General features: G+C 66.3%; 13 protein-coding genes. 6 read left to right on the top strand and 7 right to left on the bottom strand.

Annotated elements, in window-relative coordinates:
- Positions 1-91: 91 nt before the first annotated feature.
- Positions 92-2,737 carry a hybrid sensor histidine kinase/response regulator gene (locus HLH45_RS00275; RefSeq protein WP_008573667.1) on the bottom strand — a complete coding sequence of 882 codons (2,646 nt, stop codon included), beginning with the start codon at positions 2,735-2,737 and terminating at the stop codon, positions 92-94.
- Between the two features lie 366 nt (positions 2,738-3,103).
- On the bottom strand, positions 3,104-4,276 hold the full coding sequence (locus tag HLH45_RS00270) for an OprO/OprP family phosphate-selective porin (protein WP_008573669.1): 1,173 nt from the start codon (positions 4,274-4,276) through the stop codon (positions 3,104-3,106).
- A gap of 283 nt (positions 4,277-4,559) precedes the next feature.
- Here HLH45_RS00270 and HLH45_RS00265 point away from each other — a divergent pair, with 283 nt between their 5' ends.
- Positions 4,560-5,933, top strand: coding sequence for a dicarboxylate/amino acid:cation symporter (locus HLH45_RS00265; RefSeq protein WP_003483384.1), 1,374 nt, complete (start codon positions 4,560-4,562; stop codon positions 5,931-5,933).
- A 196-nt stretch (positions 5,934-6,129) separates the two neighbouring features.
- Positions 6,130-8,439, top strand: coding sequence for an NADP-dependent malic enzyme (locus tag HLH45_RS00260; RefSeq protein WP_008573671.1), 2,310 nt, complete (start codon positions 6,130-6,132; stop codon positions 8,437-8,439).
- A gap of 365 nt (positions 8,440-8,804) precedes the next feature.
- Here the strand turns inward: HLH45_RS00260 and HLH45_RS00255 are convergent, their stop codons facing one another.
- On the bottom strand, positions 8,805-12,167 hold the full coding sequence (locus tag HLH45_RS00255; protein WP_008573673.1) for a GH92 family glycosyl hydrolase: 3,363 nt from the start codon (positions 12,165-12,167) through the stop codon (positions 8,805-8,807).
- 312 nt (positions 12,168-12,479) lie between these two features.
- On the opposite strand from HLH45_RS00255, the gene HLH45_RS00250 reads away from it, so the two are divergent.
- Genes HLH45_RS00250 through HLH45_RS00240 form a run of 3 tightly spaced genes read left to right on the top strand, consistent with a single transcriptional unit; the run spans position 12,480 to position 15,112 of the window.
- Positions 12,480-12,677, top strand: a complete 198-nt coding sequence (locus tag HLH45_RS00250; protein WP_008573675.1) for a zinc-finger domain-containing protein — start codon at positions 12,480-12,482, stop codon at positions 12,675-12,677.
- Between the two features lie 10 nt (positions 12,678-12,687).
- Entirely contained in the window at positions 12,688-13,800 is a 1,113-nt protein-coding gene (locus HLH45_RS00245; protein ID WP_008573677.1) for a glycosyltransferase, read from the top strand.
- Positions 13,781-15,112 carry an O-antigen ligase family protein gene (locus HLH45_RS00240; RefSeq protein ID WP_011348530.1) on the top strand — a complete coding sequence of 444 codons (1,332 nt, stop codon included), beginning with the start codon at positions 13,781-13,783 and terminating at the stop codon, positions 15,110-15,112. The genes HLH45_RS00245 and HLH45_RS00240 overlap by 20 nt, the downstream gene beginning before the upstream one ends.
- A gap of 91 nt (positions 15,113-15,203) precedes the next feature.
- Here HLH45_RS00240 and HLH45_RS00235 read toward each other — a convergent pair whose 3' ends face one another.
- Positions 15,204-16,124 (bottom strand): LpxL/LpxP family Kdo(2)-lipid IV(A) lauroyl/palmitoleoyl acyltransferase, encoded by a 921-nt coding sequence (locus tag HLH45_RS00235; RefSeq protein ID WP_008573681.1) that lies wholly within the window; start codon positions 16,122-16,124, stop codon positions 15,204-15,206.
- A gap of 291 nt (positions 16,125-16,415) precedes the next feature.
- Between HLH45_RS00235 and waaA the strand changes: the two genes are divergently transcribed.
- Complete coding sequence (gene waaA / locus HLH45_RS00230; protein WP_008573684.1) at positions 16,416-17,732, top strand: lipid IV(A) 3-deoxy-D-manno-octulosonic acid transferase; 1,317 nt, start codon at positions 16,416-16,418, stop codon at positions 17,730-17,732.
- Between the two features lie 267 nt (positions 17,733-17,999).
- Here the strand turns inward: waaA and HLH45_RS00225 are convergent, their stop codons facing one another.
- From HLH45_RS00225 to HLH45_RS00215, 3 genes are all read right to left on the bottom strand, one after another.
- Entirely contained in the window at positions 18,000-19,382 is a 1,383-nt protein-coding gene (locus HLH45_RS00225) for a TolC family outer membrane protein (protein ID WP_008573685.1), read from the bottom strand.
- Positions 19,383-19,402: 20 nt separating this feature from the next.
- Positions 19,403-20,059 (bottom strand): protein-L-isoaspartate O-methyltransferase family protein, encoded by a 657-nt coding sequence (locus tag HLH45_RS00220; protein ID WP_008573687.1) that lies wholly within the window; start codon positions 20,057-20,059, stop codon positions 19,403-19,405.
- 128 nt (positions 20,060-20,187) lie between these two features.
- Positions 20,188-20,841, bottom strand: a complete 654-nt coding sequence (locus tag HLH45_RS00215; protein ID WP_003483364.1) for a TetR/AcrR family transcriptional regulator — start codon at positions 20,839-20,841, stop codon at positions 20,188-20,190.
- Between the last annotated feature and the right edge of the window lie 47 nt (positions 20,842-20,888).

Genomic DNA, 20,888 nt, shown 5'->3' with positions numbered 1-20,888 from the left:
GCGCTGGCGGCCTGCCGATGCGCCAATTAGATTGGTGCGTGCGCTGCCGTTCTTGGGCGCATGAGAGCAAGCAGGCAGCGCTGGCAGCGCGCTACCCGCGCCGCATCAACATCTGCGTCACCAGCGCACGCAAGGCGGGCGGGCGGACCGGTTTGGACAAAAATCCCCAACCCAGATCCAGCGCATGCTCGCGCAGGACAGGGTCGGGTTCTGCGGTGACCAGGATCACCCGTGGCTCGCGTTGCCAGCGTTCCACCAACTGCGACAGCAGCATGGGGCCGTGGTGTGCGCCCATGCGCACATCCAGCAGCAGCAGTTCCGGCACCTCCTCGGCATTGGCCGCGCTCAATGCCTCATCCGGGCCACCGGCGAAATCCACGCGGCATTCCCAGCGTTCCAGCAGCGTGCGGGTGGCTTCGCACACCAATGGCTCATCGTCCACGCACCATACCCGGCAGCCGTGCAGGATGGGGTCGTTGCCGTGTTCGGCAGTGCTGGCCGGCGCTGGCAGTTGCCGTGCGATGGCGGTGCGATCGCCCAGCGGGACAGTCACCGAAAACACGCTGCCGGCGCCCAGGGTGGAACGCAGCCCGATGCGATGGCCGAGCAGACGGCCGATGCGCTCGACGATGGCCAGGCCCAGGCCTGCGCCGCGGTCGTTGGCCACGCCGTCGTCGAGGCGGCGGAATTCTTCGAAGATTTCGTGTTGCAAGGCGTCGGGGATGCCGGGGCCCTGGTCGTGCACTTCGATACGCAGCCAGCCGCCACGGCGACGGCAGCCGATCAGCACGCGCCCGCGCGGCGTGTAGCGGATGGCGTTGGACAGAAAGTTCTGCAGGATGCGGCGCAGCAGGTTTTCATCGCTCAATACCACCGCCGAGGTCGGTACCGATTCCAGTACCAGCCCGCGGTCTTCGGCCAGGATGCCGAAGTCGCGCGCCAGGGTGTCCAGCAAGGGCGCAAGCGCAAAGTCGCGCACCTGGGTCTTCAGGCTGCCCGCTTCCAGGCGCGAGATGTCGAGCAGGCTGTTGAGGATGGCGTCCTGCGCAGCCAGCGCACCGTCGATGTTGTCGACCACGCGTGCGCTGCCAGCCTCGCGCACTTGCCCGCGCAGCACCGAGACGAACATGCGCGCGGCGTTGAGGGGCTGCAGCAGGTCGTGCACCGCCGAGGCGACGAAGCGGGTCTTGTAGCGGTTGGCGCTTTCGGCTTCGCGCTTGGCCGCCGCCAGGTCGCGGGTGCGCTCGGCCACGCGGTGTTCCAGCGCGTCGGCCAGCGAACGCAGTTCGCGTGCGGCGTTCTTGTAGCTGGTGATGTCGGCGTAACTGGTGACAAAGCCGCCATCGGGCAGTGGATTGCCGCGGATTTCCAGCACGGTGCCGTCTTCTTTTTCGCTCTCGCGCATATGCGGCTTGCCGCTGCGCAAATGATTCAGGCGCCGCTCGATCGCCGCCTCGATCGGCCCCGGCCCCAGCAGGCCGCGGCGTGCATTGAAGCGGAACAGGTCTTCGATCGGGCGGCCGATCTTGAGCAGTTCCGGCGGGAACCGGAATAGCTCCACATAGCGCGAATTCCACGCCACCAGGTTGAGCGCCTCGTCGATCACCACCACGCCTTGCGGCAGATGTTCCAGGCTGCGGCTCAGGCCGGCATTGGCCTGCTGCGCGGCGGTCACCACGCCGTCCTGGGCCGTGCGCAGTTCTTCGGCGTGTTGCTGCAGCAAGGTTTCCAGTTCGTGCCGGCTGCGCTGGCGTAGCGCCGACAGCCGCCGCCGTTGCTGCACGAACAACCACAGCAGTGCCAAGGCCAGCCACGCGCCGGCGGCGGCAATCGCCGCGGCGCGGCCGGCAGCGGCGCTGGCGCGGGTGTCGTGCAGCAGATGCAGGCGCCAGCCGCTTTCGGGCACTTCCAGGGTCTGCCACAGCACCTGCGCACCGAGCGGCGGGTCGCGCACGTCGGCCAGCACGCCGCCGTACCCGGTCTGCTCGATCAGCCGGCGCCGCAGCGGCAGCAATTCCTGGTCGGCGTACTGGCGGGTGCTCTGCAGTTCGCGGCGATCGCGGTCGCTGAGCGGGGCCAGCACGCGGTAGCGCCACTCCGGCTGGCTGGCCAGAAACACCACATCGTGCGCGTCCGACGCCAGCACGATATCCGGGGTCTGCAGCCACTCGCGCTCCAGCGCAGCCAGCGCGATCTTGATCACCACCACGCCCTGCACCCGGCCGGCGCCATCGACAATGGCCTGCGACAGGAAATAGCCTGGCTCGCTGGTGGTCATGCCGATGCCGTAGAAGCTGCCGCTGCCGGTGGCCAGCGCCTGCTGGTAATACGGACGGAAGGCGTAATCCACGCCCACGTTGCTCCGTGGCGCCCGCCAGTTGCTGGCGGCCAGTGCCACGCCGTCATGGTTGATCAAGGTCAGCGTGGACGACTGCGTGACATTGTTGGCGCGTTCGAGCTTGCGGTTGAGCGCATCCACCTGTGCCGGCGACAGCGGGCCGGACACGGCCGCGCGCAACTCCGGGTCCAGCGCCAGAATCTGCGGCAACGTGCGATAGCGGTCCACGCGCTGCTGCAGCGCCTGCGCGTAGAGCCGTAGCTGGCGGCGCACGGTCGCGCTTTCATCGTGCAGCGCGCTCTGTTCGACGAAGTGCCCGGCCGCCACCATGGCCACCACCATCCCGCCCAGCACGATGGACAAGGTGAGCAGCAGGCGACGGCGTTGCGATGCGTACATGGGCGCAAGTATGCGGTCTGCTGCCGGATCGCGTAGCCATCGGCGCGTAACGGCCAACAAGAAACGGTTGCGCTCACCTCCAGACAGACGCAGCCGGCGCTGGGTGCCGCATGTGCTACGCGTCGACGACGGTTCCGGGCGCTCGGCCCGCAGTTGCCTGGCCGCTGCTCGCGATCTGTGTCAGCCGCTCTGATCGCACGCTGGGCAAGCGCCGAATACGACAACGGCCGCACCCGGGATGGATGCGGCCGTGTCGAATGCCTGTGGCGGTGCGATTCCGGCGGCGCGTCGGCGAACCGGCGCGCGGCCATGACGCGGCAGTGCGTCGGCGCGAATCGCCGGCGCGCTGCTTTTGCTCAGTGCAGCTTAGAACTGCACCTGCGCACGCAGTTCCATCACGTGCGGGGTTTCATGCACGCCATTGCGCGAGGAATCCACCCAGCTGTAGTTGGCCTGGAACTTGAAGTGGCTGGTGAGGTACCAGTTGGCGCCGATGGTGGTGTCGTGCTGACGGCCGCCATGCACATTGTTGTCTTCCAGGTTCAGGCGGCTGTAGCGGGCGGTCAGCTCGACCGCGCCGTAGTCGTGCGACGGCTTGATGTTGCCCGGCACGCCGCCGGCATAGCTGCGCGATTCGCCGGTCAGCGTCCAGGTGCCGTAGACGTACTGGCCCTGGGCGATGAAGTGCGGCTGGTTCGCGTTGCGCGCCACTTCGGCACGCAGGGCTTCGCTCTGCAGCGAGAACGGGCCGTGGATCCAGACCGCTTCCAGGCCGGTGCGGATCACATGGTCCACATCGAGGATGGTGCCGGTATCGATCAGGCGCACATCGGTCAGGCCGGCTTCCGGGCGCGCACGCAGGCGCACACGCGGGCTGAACGACACGCCGCGGCCGTCGCTGTAACCGCGCGGGTTTTCGATCGAGCCGGCGATGCCCAGGTGCAGCACGTCGCCTTCGGCCTTCATCGGGGTCCATGCCGCGTGCACGGCCTGGGTGGTGCCCGGGTTGTCGCCCTGCAGATCCTTGCCGCCGTACGCGCCGGCCTGCAGCAGGTACTGCTGACGTTCCAGCGTCCATTCCGCGCCGGTACGGCGCCCCTGGAACACCGCCTGGATCGGCAGGCCCAGTTCCATGAAGCTGCCCGCACGCGAGCTCTGCACCGCTTCCAGGCCCACCGGCACCTTCATGTAGCCCAGGCGCACGCGGCCGTAATCCTGGCCGAACAGGGCCTTGGTCTCGAACCGGTAGAACACGTCCAGCCACAGCTTGGACTCGAAGTCGTAGTACACCATGGCGTCGTAGACGCCCTTCTTCTTGATGGTGGCGCCGAATTCCTTGCGGCGGAAGTCGTTGCGGTCTTCCAGGCGGTCGTCGCCGGAGAAGTTGTTGTCGTCGTAGGCGTAGTTGCCGGTCAGGCCAAGCTCGGTGCCGTCACCGAAGGTGTACTTGGTCGGCCAGTTTTCGATCGAGGTGGCTGCATTGGCAGCGGCGGGGACGATGGCAGCAGCCAACGCCAGGACAAGCAGATTGAGGCGCATAGGTATGGTCTTCGGCAATGAAAAGGGGCCGGGCGTCCTGCCATGGCGGTCGCAATGAATGTCTTCAGCAAGCGCGCAGGGTCCGGACGACGGCAGCACAGAAACGGTGTCTGCGTTAAACGGAATTAACGGCCGGCGGCGGCGCGGCTGAAGTGTAAGCCCACGTTCAGCCGCTGGACACGGGGTAGTACCAATGGGCTATCGGCCGGGGCTGTGACGTGCGGCCAGAATGCGTGCAACGGGTGCCTGCTCGGCACCCTCTCTCGTCTCTCGGAGTGGTGTCATGCACATCAGCAAGCCTGCCGGCCCCCTGCCGGCATCCGTCCCCTTCTATCGCCAACTGTATTTTCAGGTGGTGGTGGCGATCGTTCTCGGTGCCCTGCTGGGCCATTTCGAGCCCGCCTTCGCCGAAAGCCTCAAGCCGCTGGGCGACGCGTTCATCAAGCTGGTGAAGATGATCATCGCCCCGGTGATCTTCCTGACCATCGTCACCGGCATCGCCGGCATGACCCATCTCAAGACGGTGGGCCGGGTGTTCGGCAAGGCGATGGCCTACTTCCTGTTCTTTTCCACCTTGGCCCTGGTGGTCGGTCTGGTGGTTGCCCATGTGGTGCAGCCCGGCGCCGGCATGAACATCAATCCGGCCGATCTGGACCAGAGTGCGGTCAAGAGCTACGTCGAGAAGTCGCATGACCTGACCCTGGTCGGCTTCCTGATGGACATCATCCCCAACTCGCTGATCGGCGCGTTCACCGGCGATCAGGTCGTCAACGGCAAGCTGACCGGGCCGAACATCCTGCAGGTGCTGTTCGTGGCGGTGCTGTTCGGCGTGTCGCTGGCGCTGGTGGGCGAGCGCGGCAAGCCGGTGCTGAACCTGCTGGAAGCGCTGATCGCCCCGGTGTTCAAGCTGGTGCACATCCTGATGCGTGCCGCCCCGATCGGTGCCTTTGGCGCCATCGCCTTCACCATCGGCAAGTACGGCGTGGAGTCGCTGGTCAACCTGGCCTGGCTGGTGGGTTCGTTTTATCTGACATCCCTGCTGTTCGTGCTGGTGATCCTGGGGCTGGTGAGCCGGCTGTGCGGGTTTTCGGTCCTCAAGCTGATCCGCTACCTGAAGGCCGAGCTGCTGCTGGTGCTGGGCACGTCCTCGTCGGAGTCGGCGTTGCCGTCGCTGATGGAGAAGATGGAAAAGGCCGGCTGCGAGAAGTCGGTGGTGGGCCTGGTGGTGCCAACCGGGTACTCGTTCAATCTGGACGGCACCAACATCTACATGACGCTGGCGGCGCTGTTCATCGCCCAGGCCACCAATACCGAACTGACCCTGGGCCACCAGATCGCACTGCTGGCCGTGGCGATGCTCAGCTCCAAGGGAGCGGCCGGCGTCACCGGTGCCGGCTTCATCACCCTGGCCGCCACGCTGGCCGTGGTGCCTGAAGTGCCGGTGGCCGGCATGGCGCTGATCCTGGGCGTGGACCGTTTCATGAGCGAATGCCGCTCGCTGACCAACTTCATCGGCAACGCGGTCGCCACCGTGGTGGTCTCGCGCTGGGAAAACGCCCTGGACCGCGACCGGCTCAAGCTGGTGCTGGACGGCGGCGAACCGCCGCTGCTGGCCCCGGTCGGCCAACCCGGCGTGGCACCTGCCAGCCTGCGTTGATGCTTCCTACGGCCCTGTCTTCCGTCGGTGTTAGCGACGGGATGCAGGGCCGTTCTTGTTTGGCCTCCACGCCGGCTGCGCTGCGCGTCACGCCGCACCCGTGATTTCCCTGCCGCGCTGACAGCTGCGCGACAGGCCCTTGTTCAGGCAGGAGGGTAGAATTCAGCCTCCTGCGCCTTCGAGAACCACACCACCGATGTCCACCGACGACTTCAAACAGGCCGCCCTCGACTACCACCGCCAGCAGCCGGCCGGCAAGATCAAGGTCACCGCGACCAAGCCGATGCTGACCCAGCGCGATCTGTCGCTAGCGTATTCGCCGGGCGTGGCGTTCGCCTGCGAGGCCATCGTCGAAGATGCCACCCAGGCCAGCGAGCTTACTGCGCGCGGCAATTTGGTGGCGGTCATCACCAACGGCACGGCGGTGCTGGGCCTGGGCAACATCGGCCCGCTGGCCTCCAAGCCGGTGATGGAAGGCAAGGGCGTGCTGTTTCAGAAGTTCGCCGGCATCGACGTGTTCGATATCGAAATCAACGAGAACGACCCGGACAAGCTGGTGGACATCATCGCCAGCCTGGAGCCGACCTTCGGCGGCATCAACCTGGAAGACATCAAGGCGCCGGAATGCTTCATCGTCGAGCGCAAGCTGCGCGAGCGCATGAACATCCCGGTGTTCCACGACGACCAGCACGGCACCGCGATCATCGTTGGCGCCGCCGTGCTCAATGCGCTGGTGGTCACTGGCAAGAAGATCGAAGAGGTCAAGCTGGCCACCACCGGCATGGGCGCGGCCGGCATTTCCTGCGTCAACATGCTGGTATCGCTGGGCCTGAAGCCGGAGAACATCCTGGCGCTGGACCGCGATGGCGTGATCCACACCGGCCGCACCGATCTGGACCCGGACAAGCAGCGCTACGCCCGCGATACCGACAAGCGCACCCTGGCCGAAATCGTCGAAGGCGCCGATATCTTCCTGGGCCTGTCGGCCGCCGGCATCCTCAAGCCGGAGATGGTCGCCAGCATGGCGCGCCAGCCGGTGATCTTCGCGCTGGCCAACCCCAATCCGGAAATCACCCCGGAAGTGGCCAAGGCGGTGCGTCCGGATTGCATCATCGGCACCGGTCGGTCGGACTATCCGAACCAGATCAACAACGTGCTGTGCTTCCCGTACCTGTTCCGCGGCGCGCTGGACGTGGGCGCCACCGGCATCAACGAGGAAATGAAGATCGCCTGCGTCAAGGCGATCGCGGCGATGGCGCGGCGCGAGGCCTCCGACCTGGGTGCGGCCTATGGCGGCGAGACCCCGAGCTTCGGCCCCGACTACCTGATTCCGCGTCCGCTGGACCCGCGCCTGCTGGTGGAACTGTCGTCTGCGGTTGCGCAGGCGGCCATGGATTCGGGCGTGGCCACGCGCCCGATCACCGACATGGAGGCCTACCGCGACAAGCTCGGCCAGTTCGTCTACCGCACCAGCCTGATGATGAAGCCGGTCTACGACCGCGCGCGCGCCGACAAGCAGCGCGTGGTGTATGCCGAAGGCGAAGAAGAAGTGGTGCTGCGCGCGGTGCAGAACGTGGTCGACGAGGGCCTGGCCTTCCCGATCCTGATCGGCCGCCCGGACGTGATCGAAGCACGCATCGAACGCATGGGCCTGCGCCTGACCGCCGGCGTGGATTTCGAGATCACCAACATCCTCGACGACCCCCGCTTCAACGATTACTGGCAGTACTACCACGCGCTGACCGAGCGTCGTGGCGTGACCGTCACCGCGGCCAAGGAGTTGATGCGCTCGCGCCCGACCCTGATCGCGGCAGTGATGGTGGCGCGCGGCGAAGCCGACGCGATGCTGTCCGGCGTGGTTGGCCGCTTCCACAAGAAGCTGGGCTACGCGCGCAGCGTGATCCCGCTGGAACCGCGGGTGAGCTCCACCTCGGCGATGACCGGCGTGATCAACCAGCTCGGCGTGTTCTTCTTCCTGGACACCCACGTGCAGGAAGACCCCACGGTGGAGCAGGTGGTGGAAGCCACATTGCAGGCCGCGTACCGCCTCAAGCTGTTCGGCATCGAGCCGAATATCGCGCTGCTGTCGCACTCCAACTTCGGCAGCCACGACTCGCGCGATGCGCTGAAGATGCGCCAGGTGCGCGAGGCACTGCTCAAGCGCAAGCCCGAGCTCAACATCGACGGCGAAATGCAGGGCGACACCGCCTGGGACGAGGCGCTACGCAAGCAGATCATGCCCAACAGCACCTTGAAGGGCCGCGCCAACCTGTTCGTGTTGCCGAACCTGGAAGCGGCCAACATCGCCTACAACCTGGTGCGCGTGTTCACCGATGGCGTGGCGATCGGCCCGATCCTGATGGGCATCTCCAAGCCGGTGCATATCCTCACCACCAGCGCCACCTCGCGCCGGGTGATGAACATGACCGCCATCGCAGCGGTGGATGCGCAGATCCGCAGGCAGCGCGATGCGGAAAAGGCGGCAGCCGACAAGGGCACCGACTGACTCGAGATGTTCAGACTTGCCAGGTGTCCAAGACTTGGCCGAGTGCTGCTTGATTTGAAGCAGCAAGCGCTCGGCCGGCAAGACAACGGCCGAGAAGTGTCTTCCTCGATAGGGTGTTGCAAGGCGCCCAGGCACTTAGAGCGGCTAACAAAACGTAGCGCAGTAGTTTTGTTAGCTGCTCTTAGTCCCCAGTCTGCAGCAATAACCCACAAGCCCCTCTCCCCGCGGGAGAGGGGTTGGGGTGAGGGTACGGCCTACCCTTGGCAGCGACTCAGCGTCGACCATCCAAAACGTTGACGAGCGACGCAAACAGCAGGCGTCGCGGGGCGTCATCATCCCAGCGATCACGCCCAAAACCTCAGTCCTCAGCGCGCATCCGGCACCGCACCCAGTAACTCGATCTCCGCCACCTGTGCACGCGCAGGCGCGGTCCAATGCAGCCGATACTCCGCATACGAACCGGGCGTCGCGATCCGGAACGGGCGCGTTTGAAGCGGCCATTGAAAACGCTCCTCGCGGCGCGTATCGACGACGCGCCACGTGCCTCCTGCAGTGCGTGCTTCCAGCGTCCACGCGGCCGACGCAATCGCAGCGTCGCCGCTGGTCACGGTGTAAAGCATGGCCTCACCGCGATCAAGACCGCTCAACGTCAGCACCGTGGCGGGCGACACCGCGCTCGCGCTGCCCGCATCGTCGTCATGCAAAGCCGTCAGCGCGCGACCATCGGCCTGCGTCACGCGTGCGCTGGCACCCAGCAGGTCACGCAACGGGGCAGGGCGCTTGCCTGGCGCGGTCAACGACGGCGGCACATCCTCTGGTGCGCTGCCCCAGCGCGAGGGCGTGGGCCCCATCTCGAAGTCCAGCGTGGCACCCTTGGCGATCGCCGCATGCGGCAACCAGGTCTTGCGCCATGGCTTGCCGTTGAGCCTGAGCGATTGCACATACACATTTTCCGGCGAATTCTGCGGCGCATTGATCGTCAGCGTACCGCCGCCCGGCAAGCGCACGCGCGCCTGCTTGAACAGCGGCGAGCCGATCACATACTCCGGCGCTCCCATCCGCAACGGATACAACCCCAGCGCAGCGAACAGATACCACGCCGACATCTCGCCATTGTCTTCGTCGCCAGGGTAACCCTGGCCGATCTCGCTACCCAAGTACAGGCGCGCCAGAACTTCGCGCGTAATGCGCTGTGTCTTCCACGGTTGCCCTGCATACAAATACATCCATGGAATGTGGTGCGCAGTCTGGTTGCTGTGCGCGTACATGCCCATGCGCACATCGCGTGCTTCGGTCATCTCGTGAATGGTGTTGCCATACGAGCCTGCAAACTGCGCTTGGGCAGTCTCGGGCGTGGCGAAAAACATGTCCAGCTTGGCGGCCAGTGCCGCGCGGCCACCGTAGAGCGTAGCCAGGCCTTCGCCATCGTGTGGCGCGGTGAATGCAAACGTCCACCCGCTGGATTCGGTGTAATCGTTGCCCCACACGCGTGGATCGTACTGCGCCGCGTCCACGCGCCACGTGCCGTCGGGTTTGCGCCCCTGGAAGAAGCCGACCGCCGGGTCGAACAGCGCCGCATACCCGGCTGCGCGGTAGCGAAAATACAGCGCTTCGGTCGCATAGCGCTCGCGCGCTGCGGCAGTGTTGGCCTGGATGGACAACGCCTCGGCCATGTTGGCAATGCCGAAGTCGTTGAGGGCGCCCTCCATCGACCACGACATGCCTTCATGCGTGTCGGTATCGGTATAGCCGCGGAAGGTCGAGCGCGCCATGCCCTTGCGCCCGACATGCCGGTCCGGCGCAACGACCGTGGCGTTCTTCAGTGCAGCGGCGTAGGCCTCGGCCGGGTCGAAGCCTTGCACGCCTTTTCGCCAGGCATCAGCAAACGCCACATCCGAGCTGGTACCCACCATCAGGTCTGCATAACCGGGCGACGACCAGCGCGCAATCCAGCCGCCCGCCCGGGATTGTTCGACAAACCCCTGCACCAGGGCGCCGGCATCATCGGGCGCAAATAGCGCATACGCAGGCCAGGCCGTGCGAAACGTATCCCACAGCCCGTTGTTGACGTACACCCGGCCATCGCGGATCGGTGCGAAGCTGCGCACCGCGCTGCCGTCGATAGTGTCGTCCGACCAGCTGTTCTGGCTGGCGTAGCGCCAATCCGGGGCAGTCGCAGTGCCCACGTTTTCATGCGCCGAGTTCGGATACAGGTACAACCGGTACAGGTTGGAATACAGCGTGGTTGCCTGGTCGGCAGTGGCATCGGGCACTTCGAAGCGCCCCAGCAATGCATCCCAGGCCTCCTGCGCGCGCGCGGCGACCTGCTCGAAGCTCGCGTCTGCGGCAATTTCCAGTTCTGCATTGTGTTTTGCCTGATCCACCGACATCAGCGAAGTGGCAATGCGCATCTGCACCTGTCGCGTGCTGCCGGCATCGAACTTGATCCATCCGGTCGGGCGGCCAGTGTCGAGCAGGCCGCTGCTGTGCCAGGGCCTGTCGAAGCTGGCATAGACGTACATGCGCGTTGCGCCCGTCGACAAACCGCTGCGCACATCGGTGTAACCGGACAGTGTCTGGGTCGCAGCATCCAACTTTAGCCCGCCGCGCGCGTCCACGTTGTCGAACAGCAGGTTGGCATCGCCCCGCGCCGGGAAGCGAAAACGAAACAGCGCCGCGTGATCGGTCGGTGCGATCTCGGCATGGATGCCGTTGTCCAGTTGCACGGCGTAGCGATAGGGGCGGGCCTGTTCGTCGTCATGCGAAAACCCCAGTGCACGCCTGCTGCGATCGGCGTCCGGCACGCCGGCAGTGAGCGAGGGCATCACCTGAAACGTCTGCCGGTCGCCCATCCACGGGCTCGGTTGATGGCTCAGCGACAGCGCCTGCAGACGCGGGCGATTGTCTGCACCGTTGTGCTCGTTCCAGCGATATAGCCAGGTCAGCGTTCCCGCATCGGTGACCGGCGTCCAGAAGTTGAAACCGTGCGGCACGGCCGTCGCGGGAAAATTATTGCCGCGCGAAAACGTGCCATTGGATTGCGTGCCGCGCGTGGTCAGCACCCGATCCGAGGGCCGCGCCGGCGTTGCCAGCGGCACCTCGGCAATGGTGATATCGTCGATCCACCCGGCAGCGCGCGCGCCCGCAGGCGGCGCCACGTCCAGTTCGATCGCACGCACACGCCGCCCACGCAGCCCGGGCACATCTCCCAACCGCACCTGCTTGCGCGCCCACTGTTGCGGGTACAGCGTCTTCGAATCGCCCTGCGCCTGCGCACCCAATGCCACGCCATGTTGATCGCGCGCTGCGCTGGCAGAGACATGTGTGCCGTCGTCCAGCAGCAGGTCCAGCGAGACATACGTGGATGCCACATGGTCGTTGCCGACACTTTCCGGCAAGACCATCCACGACAGCGTGGTCTGCGTCTGGATCAGCAGATCGGTGGTGAACAACGCGCGTCGCCCACCTGCGCCGTTGCTCGCGTAACGCAGCGCATGCGCCCCGCTGTAGCCGGCATTTGGCTTGGCGGCGTACGGCGCTGCCGGGCCGGCGCCGACGGCAACCTGCACGGCAGTGTCGGTCACCGGCATCGGTGAGGGGTCACCGTCCTCGAACGCGCTTGCGAAGTGCGTGGCGGCCATCGCCGGCAGCGCAGCGAGACAGAACAGGGCAATGGCGATGGTGCGCGGCAGACCACGCTTATGCAGCAGGACAACAGGCAAGGTCACGGGGCAGTGTCTCCTTGGGGCACGTAACGGCACGTGCGCTGGGCCGATGTTGCGCCCGGTATGGTTCACGTCGCCGGTTGGATAGACGCCGGCTCCCGATGATAGGCGGCATGCGCGGTGCGGTGTCGTTGCGCTGTCGCGCCGCCGATTGGGGGCTGCTGCAGAATCGCCGATTCCATAGCGGCCTCGGCGATTGGATTGGCAACTCTTGCAACTCACCCCCGCGCGGGCCTGTACCGCCCGGTCGATGGGCCGATCACCACGCGGGCTGCTAGAATCCGCGCTCTGCCTTTGCCTTCCGATCGCACCGCCATGAGCCAGACCGCCACCGCGCCCGCCAATGCCGAAAAGCGTTACACCGTGCACCGCGGCGACCTGCCGCTGAGCTGCCCGACGCCGCAGATGGCGCTGTGGAACTCGCATCCGCGCGTGTACCTGCCGATCGAAGACGAGCCCAACGGCGAAGCCAAGTGCCCGTATTGCGGCGCGCTGTTCGTGCTCGCCGACTGATACTGGCCGGATGCACCGCCTGACCGTGGTGCAACTGCTGCCGGCACTGCAGTCCGGCGGCGTCGAGCGCTCCACCCTGGAAATCGCTGCCGCGCTGGTGCGCGCCGGTCATCGCGCCGTCGTCGTGTCGGCCGGCGGACGCCTGGTGCAGCCGCTGTTGGATGTGGGTGGCGAGCATCTCACTCTAGAGATCGGCCGCAAATCGTTGCTGACGCTGCGGCATGTGATCGGCTTGCGTCGCTTGTTCGCCGAACTCGGGGCCGACATCGTGCATGCACGTTCGCGGCTGCCGGCCTGGCTGGGTTGGTACGCGCTGCGCGGCATGCCCGAGGCAACGCGGCCGCGCCTGGTGACCACCGTGCACGGGCTTAATTCGCCTAGCCGCTACAGCGCAGTGATGACCTACGGCGAGCGCGTGATCTGCGTGTCCAAGACGGTGCGCGAATACGTGTGCACGCATTACCCGCAGACCGATCCGGCGCGGCTGCGCACCATTCCGCGTGGGGTGGATATCGCGCAGTTCCCGCGCCGGCTGCAGCCGGACCGCCGCGCACGTGCTTGGGCACAGACGCTGCTGCCCGCTCTGCCGGCCGATGCACCGCTGCTATTGCTGCCGGGCCGTGGCACGCGCCTGAAGGGGCATTCCGATGGCCTGCAGCTGCTCGCCGACATCCGTGCAGCCGGCGTGCCGGCCTTTTTGTGGTTGCCCGGCGCATGCGAGCCCGGGCGCGAGGCGTACGTGCGGGAGCTGGAGACAGAAGCGTCGAGGCTGGGCGTTGCCGAGGCAATCGCCTTGACCGAGCCCACTGCCCGCATCGCCGAGGCCTATGCGGCCAGCGATCTGGTGCTGCAGCTTTCGCGCAAGCCGGAAGCCTTCGGCCGCACCGTGGTGGAGGCGCTGTCGGTCGGCCGTCCGGTGCTGGGCTGGGCACACGGCGGCGTTGGCGAATTGCTGGCCGAGTTGCAGCCCGGTGGTGCGGTCGCCGCTTTCGATGCCCGGGCCTTATGCACGCAGGCGCTGCAGTTGCTGCAGCACGCCCCGGCAGCGCCGGCCGTGATCCCCTACACGTTGCAGGCCATGCAAACGGCCACCCTGAAGGTCTATGACGAACTCCGCCGCTGAGGCCCTCCCGCGGGCGCCCGTGTTGACGCCCGATGCCGGCCGCTGGGCGCCGCTGTGGGTGATCGTGTTCGTGGCGCTATGGCCTACGCCCGGCCTGGCCGAAACGGTGTTGTCGCTGGGTGCGTTGTTCGCGGCGTACCGCCTGTTGCATGCGCGCTTTCGCGGCGGCACGCGCCTGCTCAGCGGCGCAGCCTGGGCGCTGACCAGCGTGTTGTTCCTGGCGTACTGGTTGCCGCAGATGCTGTCGGCGTTCGACGCGATGGATGCCGGCCGCGCACTACGCAAGTCGGCCACCGATCTGCGCTACCTGCCGTTCATGTGGTTATGCGCCATCGCCGTGGCCAATGCACAGCGTCGGGGTCGCACCTTTACCGGGCTGGCGGTCATCGGTGGGGTGTGGACGCTGGACGCGTTGCTGCAGGCCGCCTTCGGCACCAGCCCGTTGTTTTTTGGCATCGATCAGATCAAGCAGCTGATCAGCGGCCATGGCCTGTGCACGGCCCAGGAACTGGCGCTGGTGGACCGGTTGAGCGGCGTGCTGGGCCCCTGCAATCTGAAATTCGGGCAGACCCTGGCCAGCCTGTCGCCGTTCCTGTTGCTGGCGTTGGGGCGGCGTCATGTCTTGGCCTGGCTTGTCGGCGCGGCGGCGGTCGGCATTGTGTTGGTCCTGGCCGGCTCGCGCGCGTCGTGGATCACCTATGGCGTGATCATGCTGTTGTCCGGTTGGCAGCTGCTGGGCGGGCGTCGTTTGCTGGCCGCGGCGGTGGTCGGCGCACTGTTGGCCGTGGCGGTGGTGGCGGTGGCGCCACAGGCGCGCGAGCGCATCCAGCGCACCACGCTGGCGTTCGGCAATGGCGAACAGGGCGTGGACCAGGCCTTGTCCGGGCGTGCCCAGATATGGGGGGCATCGCTGTGCATGATCCGCGCGCATCCGCTCAACGGCGTGGGCGTGCGCGGGTTCCGGCAGGCCTATCCGGCCTGCAATCCGGCACCTGGCCAAGCGCCGGCCTGGGGCGGCGGGCCGGCCTTTCATGCGCATCAGATCGTGCTGGAGATCCTGGCCGAAACCGGCGTGATCGGCTTGCTGCTGTGGCTGGCTGGCGCGGCGCAGGCATGGCGTGCGTGGCGCTACTCAAGCGTGGTGGCACGCGAGCAGGCGCGGCCGGCGATGATTGCGTTGGTGGCCACGGTATTTCCGTTCAACACCCATCTGGCGTTCTATTCCAGCTTCTGGGGCGGGCTGAGCCTGATGCTGGCCGGGCTGTATGCCGGCGCCTTGCTCAACGACGATGCGGACCGCGCGCCGCAGTAGCGCGGCGCACGCGGTTGATCGGCACTTCCTCCCTTCGCGAGCTGCGGCGGCGACGCCCACACATGCGTTGCAGGCGTTCGCCGAGCCGGCGTCAGCGATAGAAATCGCTACGTCCACCCGGTTGGCGCTTGAAGCGCCGATGGATCCACAGGTATTGGTCCGGCGCTTCGCGCACCATGTCTTCGATGGCGGCATTGACCTGCGTGGTATCGGCGATGACGTCATCGGACGGAATGTCGGCCAACGGCGGTGCGATCTTGAGGATGTAACGGCCACCTTCGCGACGATGGAAGTACGGCACGACCGCGCAGCCGGTCAACCGTGCCAGCTGATGCGTGGCGGTAATGGTGGAGGCGGGATGTCCGAAGAACGGCACGAACACGGTGTCCTTGCCGCGCATGTCCTGATCCGGCGCATACCACAGAAAACCGCCGCGCTTGAGATGCTTGATGGTGGCGCGCAGGTCTTCGTTGGCGAACATGTGCGTGGCATAGCGCAAGCGCCCACGCTTGACCGCCCACTCGAACACCGGGTTGCGATGCCTGCGGTACATGCCGGCCAGCGGCACGTGGTCGCATAGCAGGCGCCCGCACATTTCCAGCGTCATGAAGTGGCCGGATACCAGCAACACGCCGCGTTTTTGCTGCTGCAGTTGCTGCAGATGCTCCAGGCCCTCGATCTGCACGCCTGGTCGAATGACATCGATGCTGCCCCACCAGGCGCGCGCGAACTCGAACAGGCCCACGCCGAGCGCGTCGAAACTGTCGCGCAACAGCCGCGCCCGCCAGGCATCGTCCTGCTCGGGGAAACACAGTTTCAGGTTGACCTCGGCCGCGCGCCGACGCGTGCCCGCCAGGCGCATGGCAATCCAGCCCACGCCGCGGCCCACGGCACGTTGCAGCGTCCAGGGCAGGCGCCCTGCCACCACCATCACCGCCAGGCCCAGATACATCGGCCAGTGCTTGGGGTTGCGCAGGGAAGGGCGGACGGCGACGTTGGCGGGCTCGGACATGCGTCAATTCTAGAGCGTGTGATGCACTTTGAGATGAGATGCGTTGGCCGTCAGCGGCGCGGTGCCCGCTCCGCGCCGCTGACGGCCAACCCTCCGGGAGCGCCCTGTGGCACACCGATACTGCGTTGCGCGCCTTGCCCAGGCTGGTCGCCTGGGCAAGGCGCACGCGGTGTCTCGACGCGCCACAAGACGCTTCGCACTCACCTCAACGTGCATAACACGCTCTAAGGGATTGCGCCCAGCAGGCAGCGTGCACATGCGCACGCACGGACGCTCCCGTATCCTGCACGGATGCGGAAAGATCCGATCGAATGGCTGTTGCGCGGGCTGTACTCGGCGCTGCTCTACCTGTTGTTGCCGGTCACGGTGTACCACCTGGTGTGGCGCGGTTTCCGCGTGCGCGAATACTTCAATCGCTGGAACGAGCGCTATGCGTCCTACACGCACGCCTGCGGGCGCCCGCGGGTGTGGGTGCATGCGGTGTCGGTGGGCGAGGTCAACGCGTCCGCGCCGCTGGTCAATGCGCTACGAGCGCAGCGCCCGGATATCCGTTGGGTCATCACCACCATCACCCCCACCGGCTCCGAGCGCGTGCGCGCGCTGTGGGGCGATGCGGTGGACCATGTGTATCTGCCCTACGACGTGCCGGGCAGCGTGGGGCGGTTTCTCGAACACTTCCGCCCGCGCCTGGCCTTGATCCTGGAAACCGAGCTGTGGCCAAACATGTTGTTCGGCTGCCGCGATCGCCAGATTCCGGTGTACATCCTCAACGCACGGTTGTCGGCGCGCTCGTTGCGCGGCTATCGGTTGCTGGCGCCGTTGATCAGTCGTGCGCTGCGCACCGTCACCTGCGTGGCGGCGCAGTCGCAGGACGATGCCGAGCGGTTCGTCACCCTGGGCGCGCGCCCGGATCAGGTGATCGCGCTGGGCAATCTCAAGTTCGATATCGCAGCGCCAACGCAATTGCAGGCGTTGGTCGCGCAGTTTCGCATGCACGTGCCGGCCACGCGCCCGGTGTGGATCGCCGCCAGCACGCACGAAGGCGAAGAGGCCGCCGTTGCCGATATCCACGCACGGTTGCTGCTGCAATTTCCGGATTTGCTGCTGTTGTGGGCACCGCGCCATCCCGAGCGCTTTCCCAAGGTCGAGACGTTGGCACGCGAGCGCGGCTGGCGCGTTGCCACGCGCAAGGCGCAGCAATGGCCGCAGGCGGGCGACAAGGTATTCGTCATCGACACCCTGGGCGAGCTGATGAGCTTCTATGCGTGCGCGCAGGTGGCTTTCGTCGGTGGCAGCCTGCAGCCGATCGGCGGGCATAACCTGCTTGAGCCGGCCGCCGTCGGAACGCCGGCAATCACTGGCCCGCATCTGCATAACTTCTCGGAGATTTCGCGGCGCATGCGCCAAGCCGATGCGGTTGCCATCTGCGAGGATGCCGAGTGCGTCTACCAGGCCTTGGCGCGCCTGCTCGCCGACCCCGCACAACGCGAGGCGATGACCACTGCAGGCCTGGCGCTGGTCGCCAACGGCAAGGGCGCGGTGGCCCGCACCTTGGTGCAGATCGCTGCCGATCTGCCGCCGCTGGCGAGCGCGGGCGTTGTGGCATGAGGTTTGTCGCTCGCTGCGTGGCTGCGTGCATGGCCGTGCCACACTCCGCCGAGCCTGTCGCCGGAGTGCAGCCCTCGTTGCGCTCAACGGTGAGAACTTGCGCCGGGCAGTGAGACGCGTGGTGGGTTCACTTGCACCGGATGCTGCACGCCGGCGTGGCCGGGTTAGCGCACTTGCAGCCGCCGTCACGACAGGCGCGCATGCGGTTGCATCGCGCACAAAAAAAGCGGGCCTTAGCCCGCTTTTTTTTTGTGCATCCAGCTCGCCTTACTGCAACGACCCACTGCCCTGCAGCTTGGATTCGGCGTCCTGCGATAGCAGGCGGTTGACGTCCTGCAGATCGGTGATGTCGAGCTTGCCGATGGCCTGGCCCAGCAGCAGGCGGTTCTGCAGGAAGTTGTAACGCGACTGTGCGTAGTTCAGTTGCGCCTGGAACAGCGTGCGCTGGTTTTGCACCACGTCCAGCACCGTGCGCGTGCCCACTTCCAGACCCACTTGCGAGGCGTCGTAGGCGGCTTGCGCCGACACCACGGCCAGGCGGCGGGCTTCCACTTCGCTGATACCGGCAACAACAGTCTGGTAGGCATTGCGGGTGTTGCGATCCAGCGCGCGCTTCTGCTGCTCGTAGGTGTCCTGCTGGATATCGCGTTGCGACAGTGCCTGACGCACGGCCGACTGGGTCGCGCCGCCGGCAAAGATCGGAATCGTCAGCGTGATGCCCACGGAATCGGTGTCGATGTCGCGGCCTGCGGTGGTGAAGTTGCCCGCCGCCTCATCCACCGTTCCCTGACCACCCCAGCTATTGCTGCGGCCGACATTGGCACCCAGGCTCAGCGTGGGCAGATGGCCGGCACGGGCGGCACTGACCTGCGCCTCGGCAGCACTGACCTGCAACTGCTGCGCCCTCAGCGCCGGATTGTCGGCGATCGCGGTGGCAACCAATTGATCTACGTTGCTGTAGGCGGCCGGTACTTCGGGGCGGAACTCATCTGGCAATGCGCGCAAGCCGACCACAGGCTGGCCGGTGAGCTCGGTCAGTGCCTGGTAGTAGTCCTTGAGCGTATTGCGCGCGTTGATGGTGTCTGCCCGTGCCTGGTCGTACTGGGCGCGGGCCTCGTGCACGTCGGTGATCGGTGCAAGACCCACTTCCAGACGCTTGTCGGCGTAGTCGAACTGCTTCTTTGCGGCCGCCTCGTTGGTCTCGGCTGCCGCCAGCGACTCGATCCCCACCAGCACCTGGAAATATGCCGCCGAGGTGCGGGTGATCAGGTCGTTATTGGCCGATGCCAGGGTGAAATCCGCAGCCTTGGCCACTTCGCGTTGCGCACGCAGGTTGGAAAACTGCGCCCAATTGAAGATGGTCTGGCTGCCTTGAATCGCGTACTGGCGCTGCTTGGTCGTGGAGCGGCCATCGACGCCCTCCAGCTCACGATGCGACTGGGTGTAGCTGGCGCTACCGTCCAGCTGCGGCAACAACGCCGCACGCGCCTGCACCTGACCCTCCCGATTGACCAGGCGCGTGGACTCGGCCACGGCCAGCTGCGGATCGCCGTTGCGGGCCATTTCGTAGACCTGCAGCAGGTCGGTGGCGTGCGCAGCCATCGGAGACAGGGCGGCGGCCAGGGCCAGGACAAGGGATCGGCGGATCATCGGGGGAGCTTCCTTGGGAATCAGAATTGGAATCGGGGCGTCGGTGCGGCGCCCTGGAGATAGGCGAGGTCGGTTTCGAACAACGATTCGATGCGCGGGGCGTTGACCTCGCCACGGACCAGGACCGCTTCCATCACCGGGTCGTGACCGCGCACGACGAACAACCGGCCGTTCGGGCGCAACCACTGCAGCCACTGGACGGGCAGCGTGTCGACCGCGCCGGTCACGCAGATGGCGTCGAAGCGACGCTCGCTCTGCCAGCCGAAGACATCGGCGGTTTCGATACGGACGTTGCTGCCCAGGCCGGTGCGGTCCAGATTGGCGCGCGCAGCCGCGGCCAGCGCCGGGTCGATCTCCAGGCTGAGGACTTCGCGCGCCAGTGCGGCCAGGCAGGCGGTGGCAAAGCCGCTGCCGGTGCCGATTTCCAGTACGTCCTCGCCCGGTTGCAGGTCCAGTGCCTGCAACATGCGGCCTTCGACCACCGGCTTCATCATCTTGTGACCGGCCGACAGCGGAATTTCCACGTCGACATAGGCCAGCGTCTTGTAGGCCTCCGGCACGAAGGCTTCGCGCGGCATGCGCGCCAGCACGTCGAGTACGCGCAGGTCCAGCACGTCCCACGGCCGGATCTGCTGCTCGACCATCTTTTCGCGGGCCTGGGTGAAATCGATCGTCATGGTGCGGGTATCCAACGCGGTGGGGCGAACATTTTACCGGTGCGCGAGGCACCTGGCGCATCTAGCATCGCCGCGCGCTGCCATCCGGCGCAGTGCCGGAAGTCATCGCCACCAAAGGCCGGGGGCGCTCAGCGCGGCGCATAGGCCCTCAAAAAGAAGTCCACGCTGGTGTCGATGTGCTCATTGACCTGGGCGCGGGTGGGCTGGCCGTGCAGGCCGCACATCATCAAGGCGTAGAGCTCGCCCTTGAGCAGGCAGAAGAATTGCGAGGCAGCGCGCGCCACGTCCGGGATCTCCAGCTGGCCGTCGGCCACCCGCGCAGACAGGAAATCCGCCAGCGCCCGCTGCGTGCGCTTGGGGCCTGCATCCCAGAACATCTCGCGGATATGCACGTCGCCGGTCCCGGGCGCCATCATCATGCGGTGGGTGGAGATGGCCGATTCGGTGCTGACCATGGCGAAGAACGCATGGGCAATCTCGGTGAGCTGGTCGCGCAATGCGCCCTTGGGGGCGTGATCGAACAGGTCGTCCGGCATCATGTGCTGGCACTGGGCGCGGATCGCCTCGGAAAACAGGCTCTCCTTGTCGCCGAAGTGGCTGTACACGGTCAGTTTGGAGACGCCGGCCTGCGCGGCGATCCCATCCATGCTGACCCCTGCATAGCCCTGCTCCATGAACATGGTGCGGGCGGCACCCAGGATGGCGGCACGCTTTCCAAGATCCTTGGGACGACCAGGGCCATTGCTCTTGGTCTTGGAATTGAGGGGGGACGAGCTGGACATGCCGTCAATACTAGACCATCGGGTTCTATATTTATACTCGGCGCCCG

Origin of the sequence: Xanthomonas euvesicatoria (assembly GCF_013112235.1) — a bacterium.
In the GTDB taxonomy this organism is placed as follows: domain Bacteria; phylum Pseudomonadota; class Gammaproteobacteria; order Xanthomonadales; family Xanthomonadaceae; genus Xanthomonas; species Xanthomonas euvesicatoria.
This window is presented reverse-complemented; position numbering and strand designations above follow the sequence as displayed.

Bases quoted from the DNA above. Each gene is read 5' to 3' on its own strand.
- HLH45_RS00275 (WP_008573667.1), bottom strand. From the start codon at position 2,737: ATGTACGCATCGCAACGCCGTCGCCTGCTGCTCACCTTGTCCATCGTG.
- HLH45_RS00270 (WP_008573669.1), bottom strand. From the start codon at position 4,276: ATGCGCCTCAATCTGCTTGTCCTGGCGTTGGCTGCTGCCATCGTCCCC.
- HLH45_RS00265 (WP_003483384.1), top strand. From the start codon at position 4,560: ATGCACATCAGCAAGCCTGCCGGCCCCCTGCCGGCATCCGTCCCCTTC.
- HLH45_RS00260 (WP_008573671.1), top strand. From the start codon at position 6,130: ATGTCCACCGACGACTTCAAACAGGCCGCCCTCGACTACCACCGCCAG.
- HLH45_RS00250 (WP_008573675.1), top strand. From the start codon at position 12,480: ATGAGCCAGACCGCCACCGCGCCCGCCAATGCCGAAAAGCGTTACACC.
- HLH45_RS00245 (WP_008573677.1), top strand. From the start codon at position 12,688: ATGCACCGCCTGACCGTGGTGCAACTGCTGCCGGCACTGCAGTCCGGC.
- HLH45_RS00240 (WP_011348530.1), top strand. From the start codon at position 13,781: ATGACGAACTCCGCCGCTGAGGCCCTCCCGCGGGCGCCCGTGTTGACG.
- HLH45_RS00235 (WP_008573681.1), bottom strand. From the start codon at position 16,124: ATGTCCGAGCCCGCCAACGTCGCCGTCCGCCCTTCCCTGCGCAACCCC.
- waaA (WP_008573684.1), top strand. From the start codon at position 16,416: ATGCGGAAAGATCCGATCGAATGGCTGTTGCGCGGGCTGTACTCGGCG.
- HLH45_RS00225 (WP_008573685.1), bottom strand. From the start codon at position 19,382: ATGATCCGCCGATCCCTTGTCCTGGCCCTGGCCGCCGCCCTGTCTCCG.
- HLH45_RS00220 (WP_008573687.1), bottom strand. From the start codon at position 20,059: ATGACGATCGATTTCACCCAGGCCCGCGAAAAGATGGTCGAGCAGCAG.
- HLH45_RS00215 (WP_003483364.1), bottom strand. From the start codon at position 20,841: ATGTCCAGCTCGTCCCCCCTCAATTCCAAGACCAAGAGCAATGGCCCT.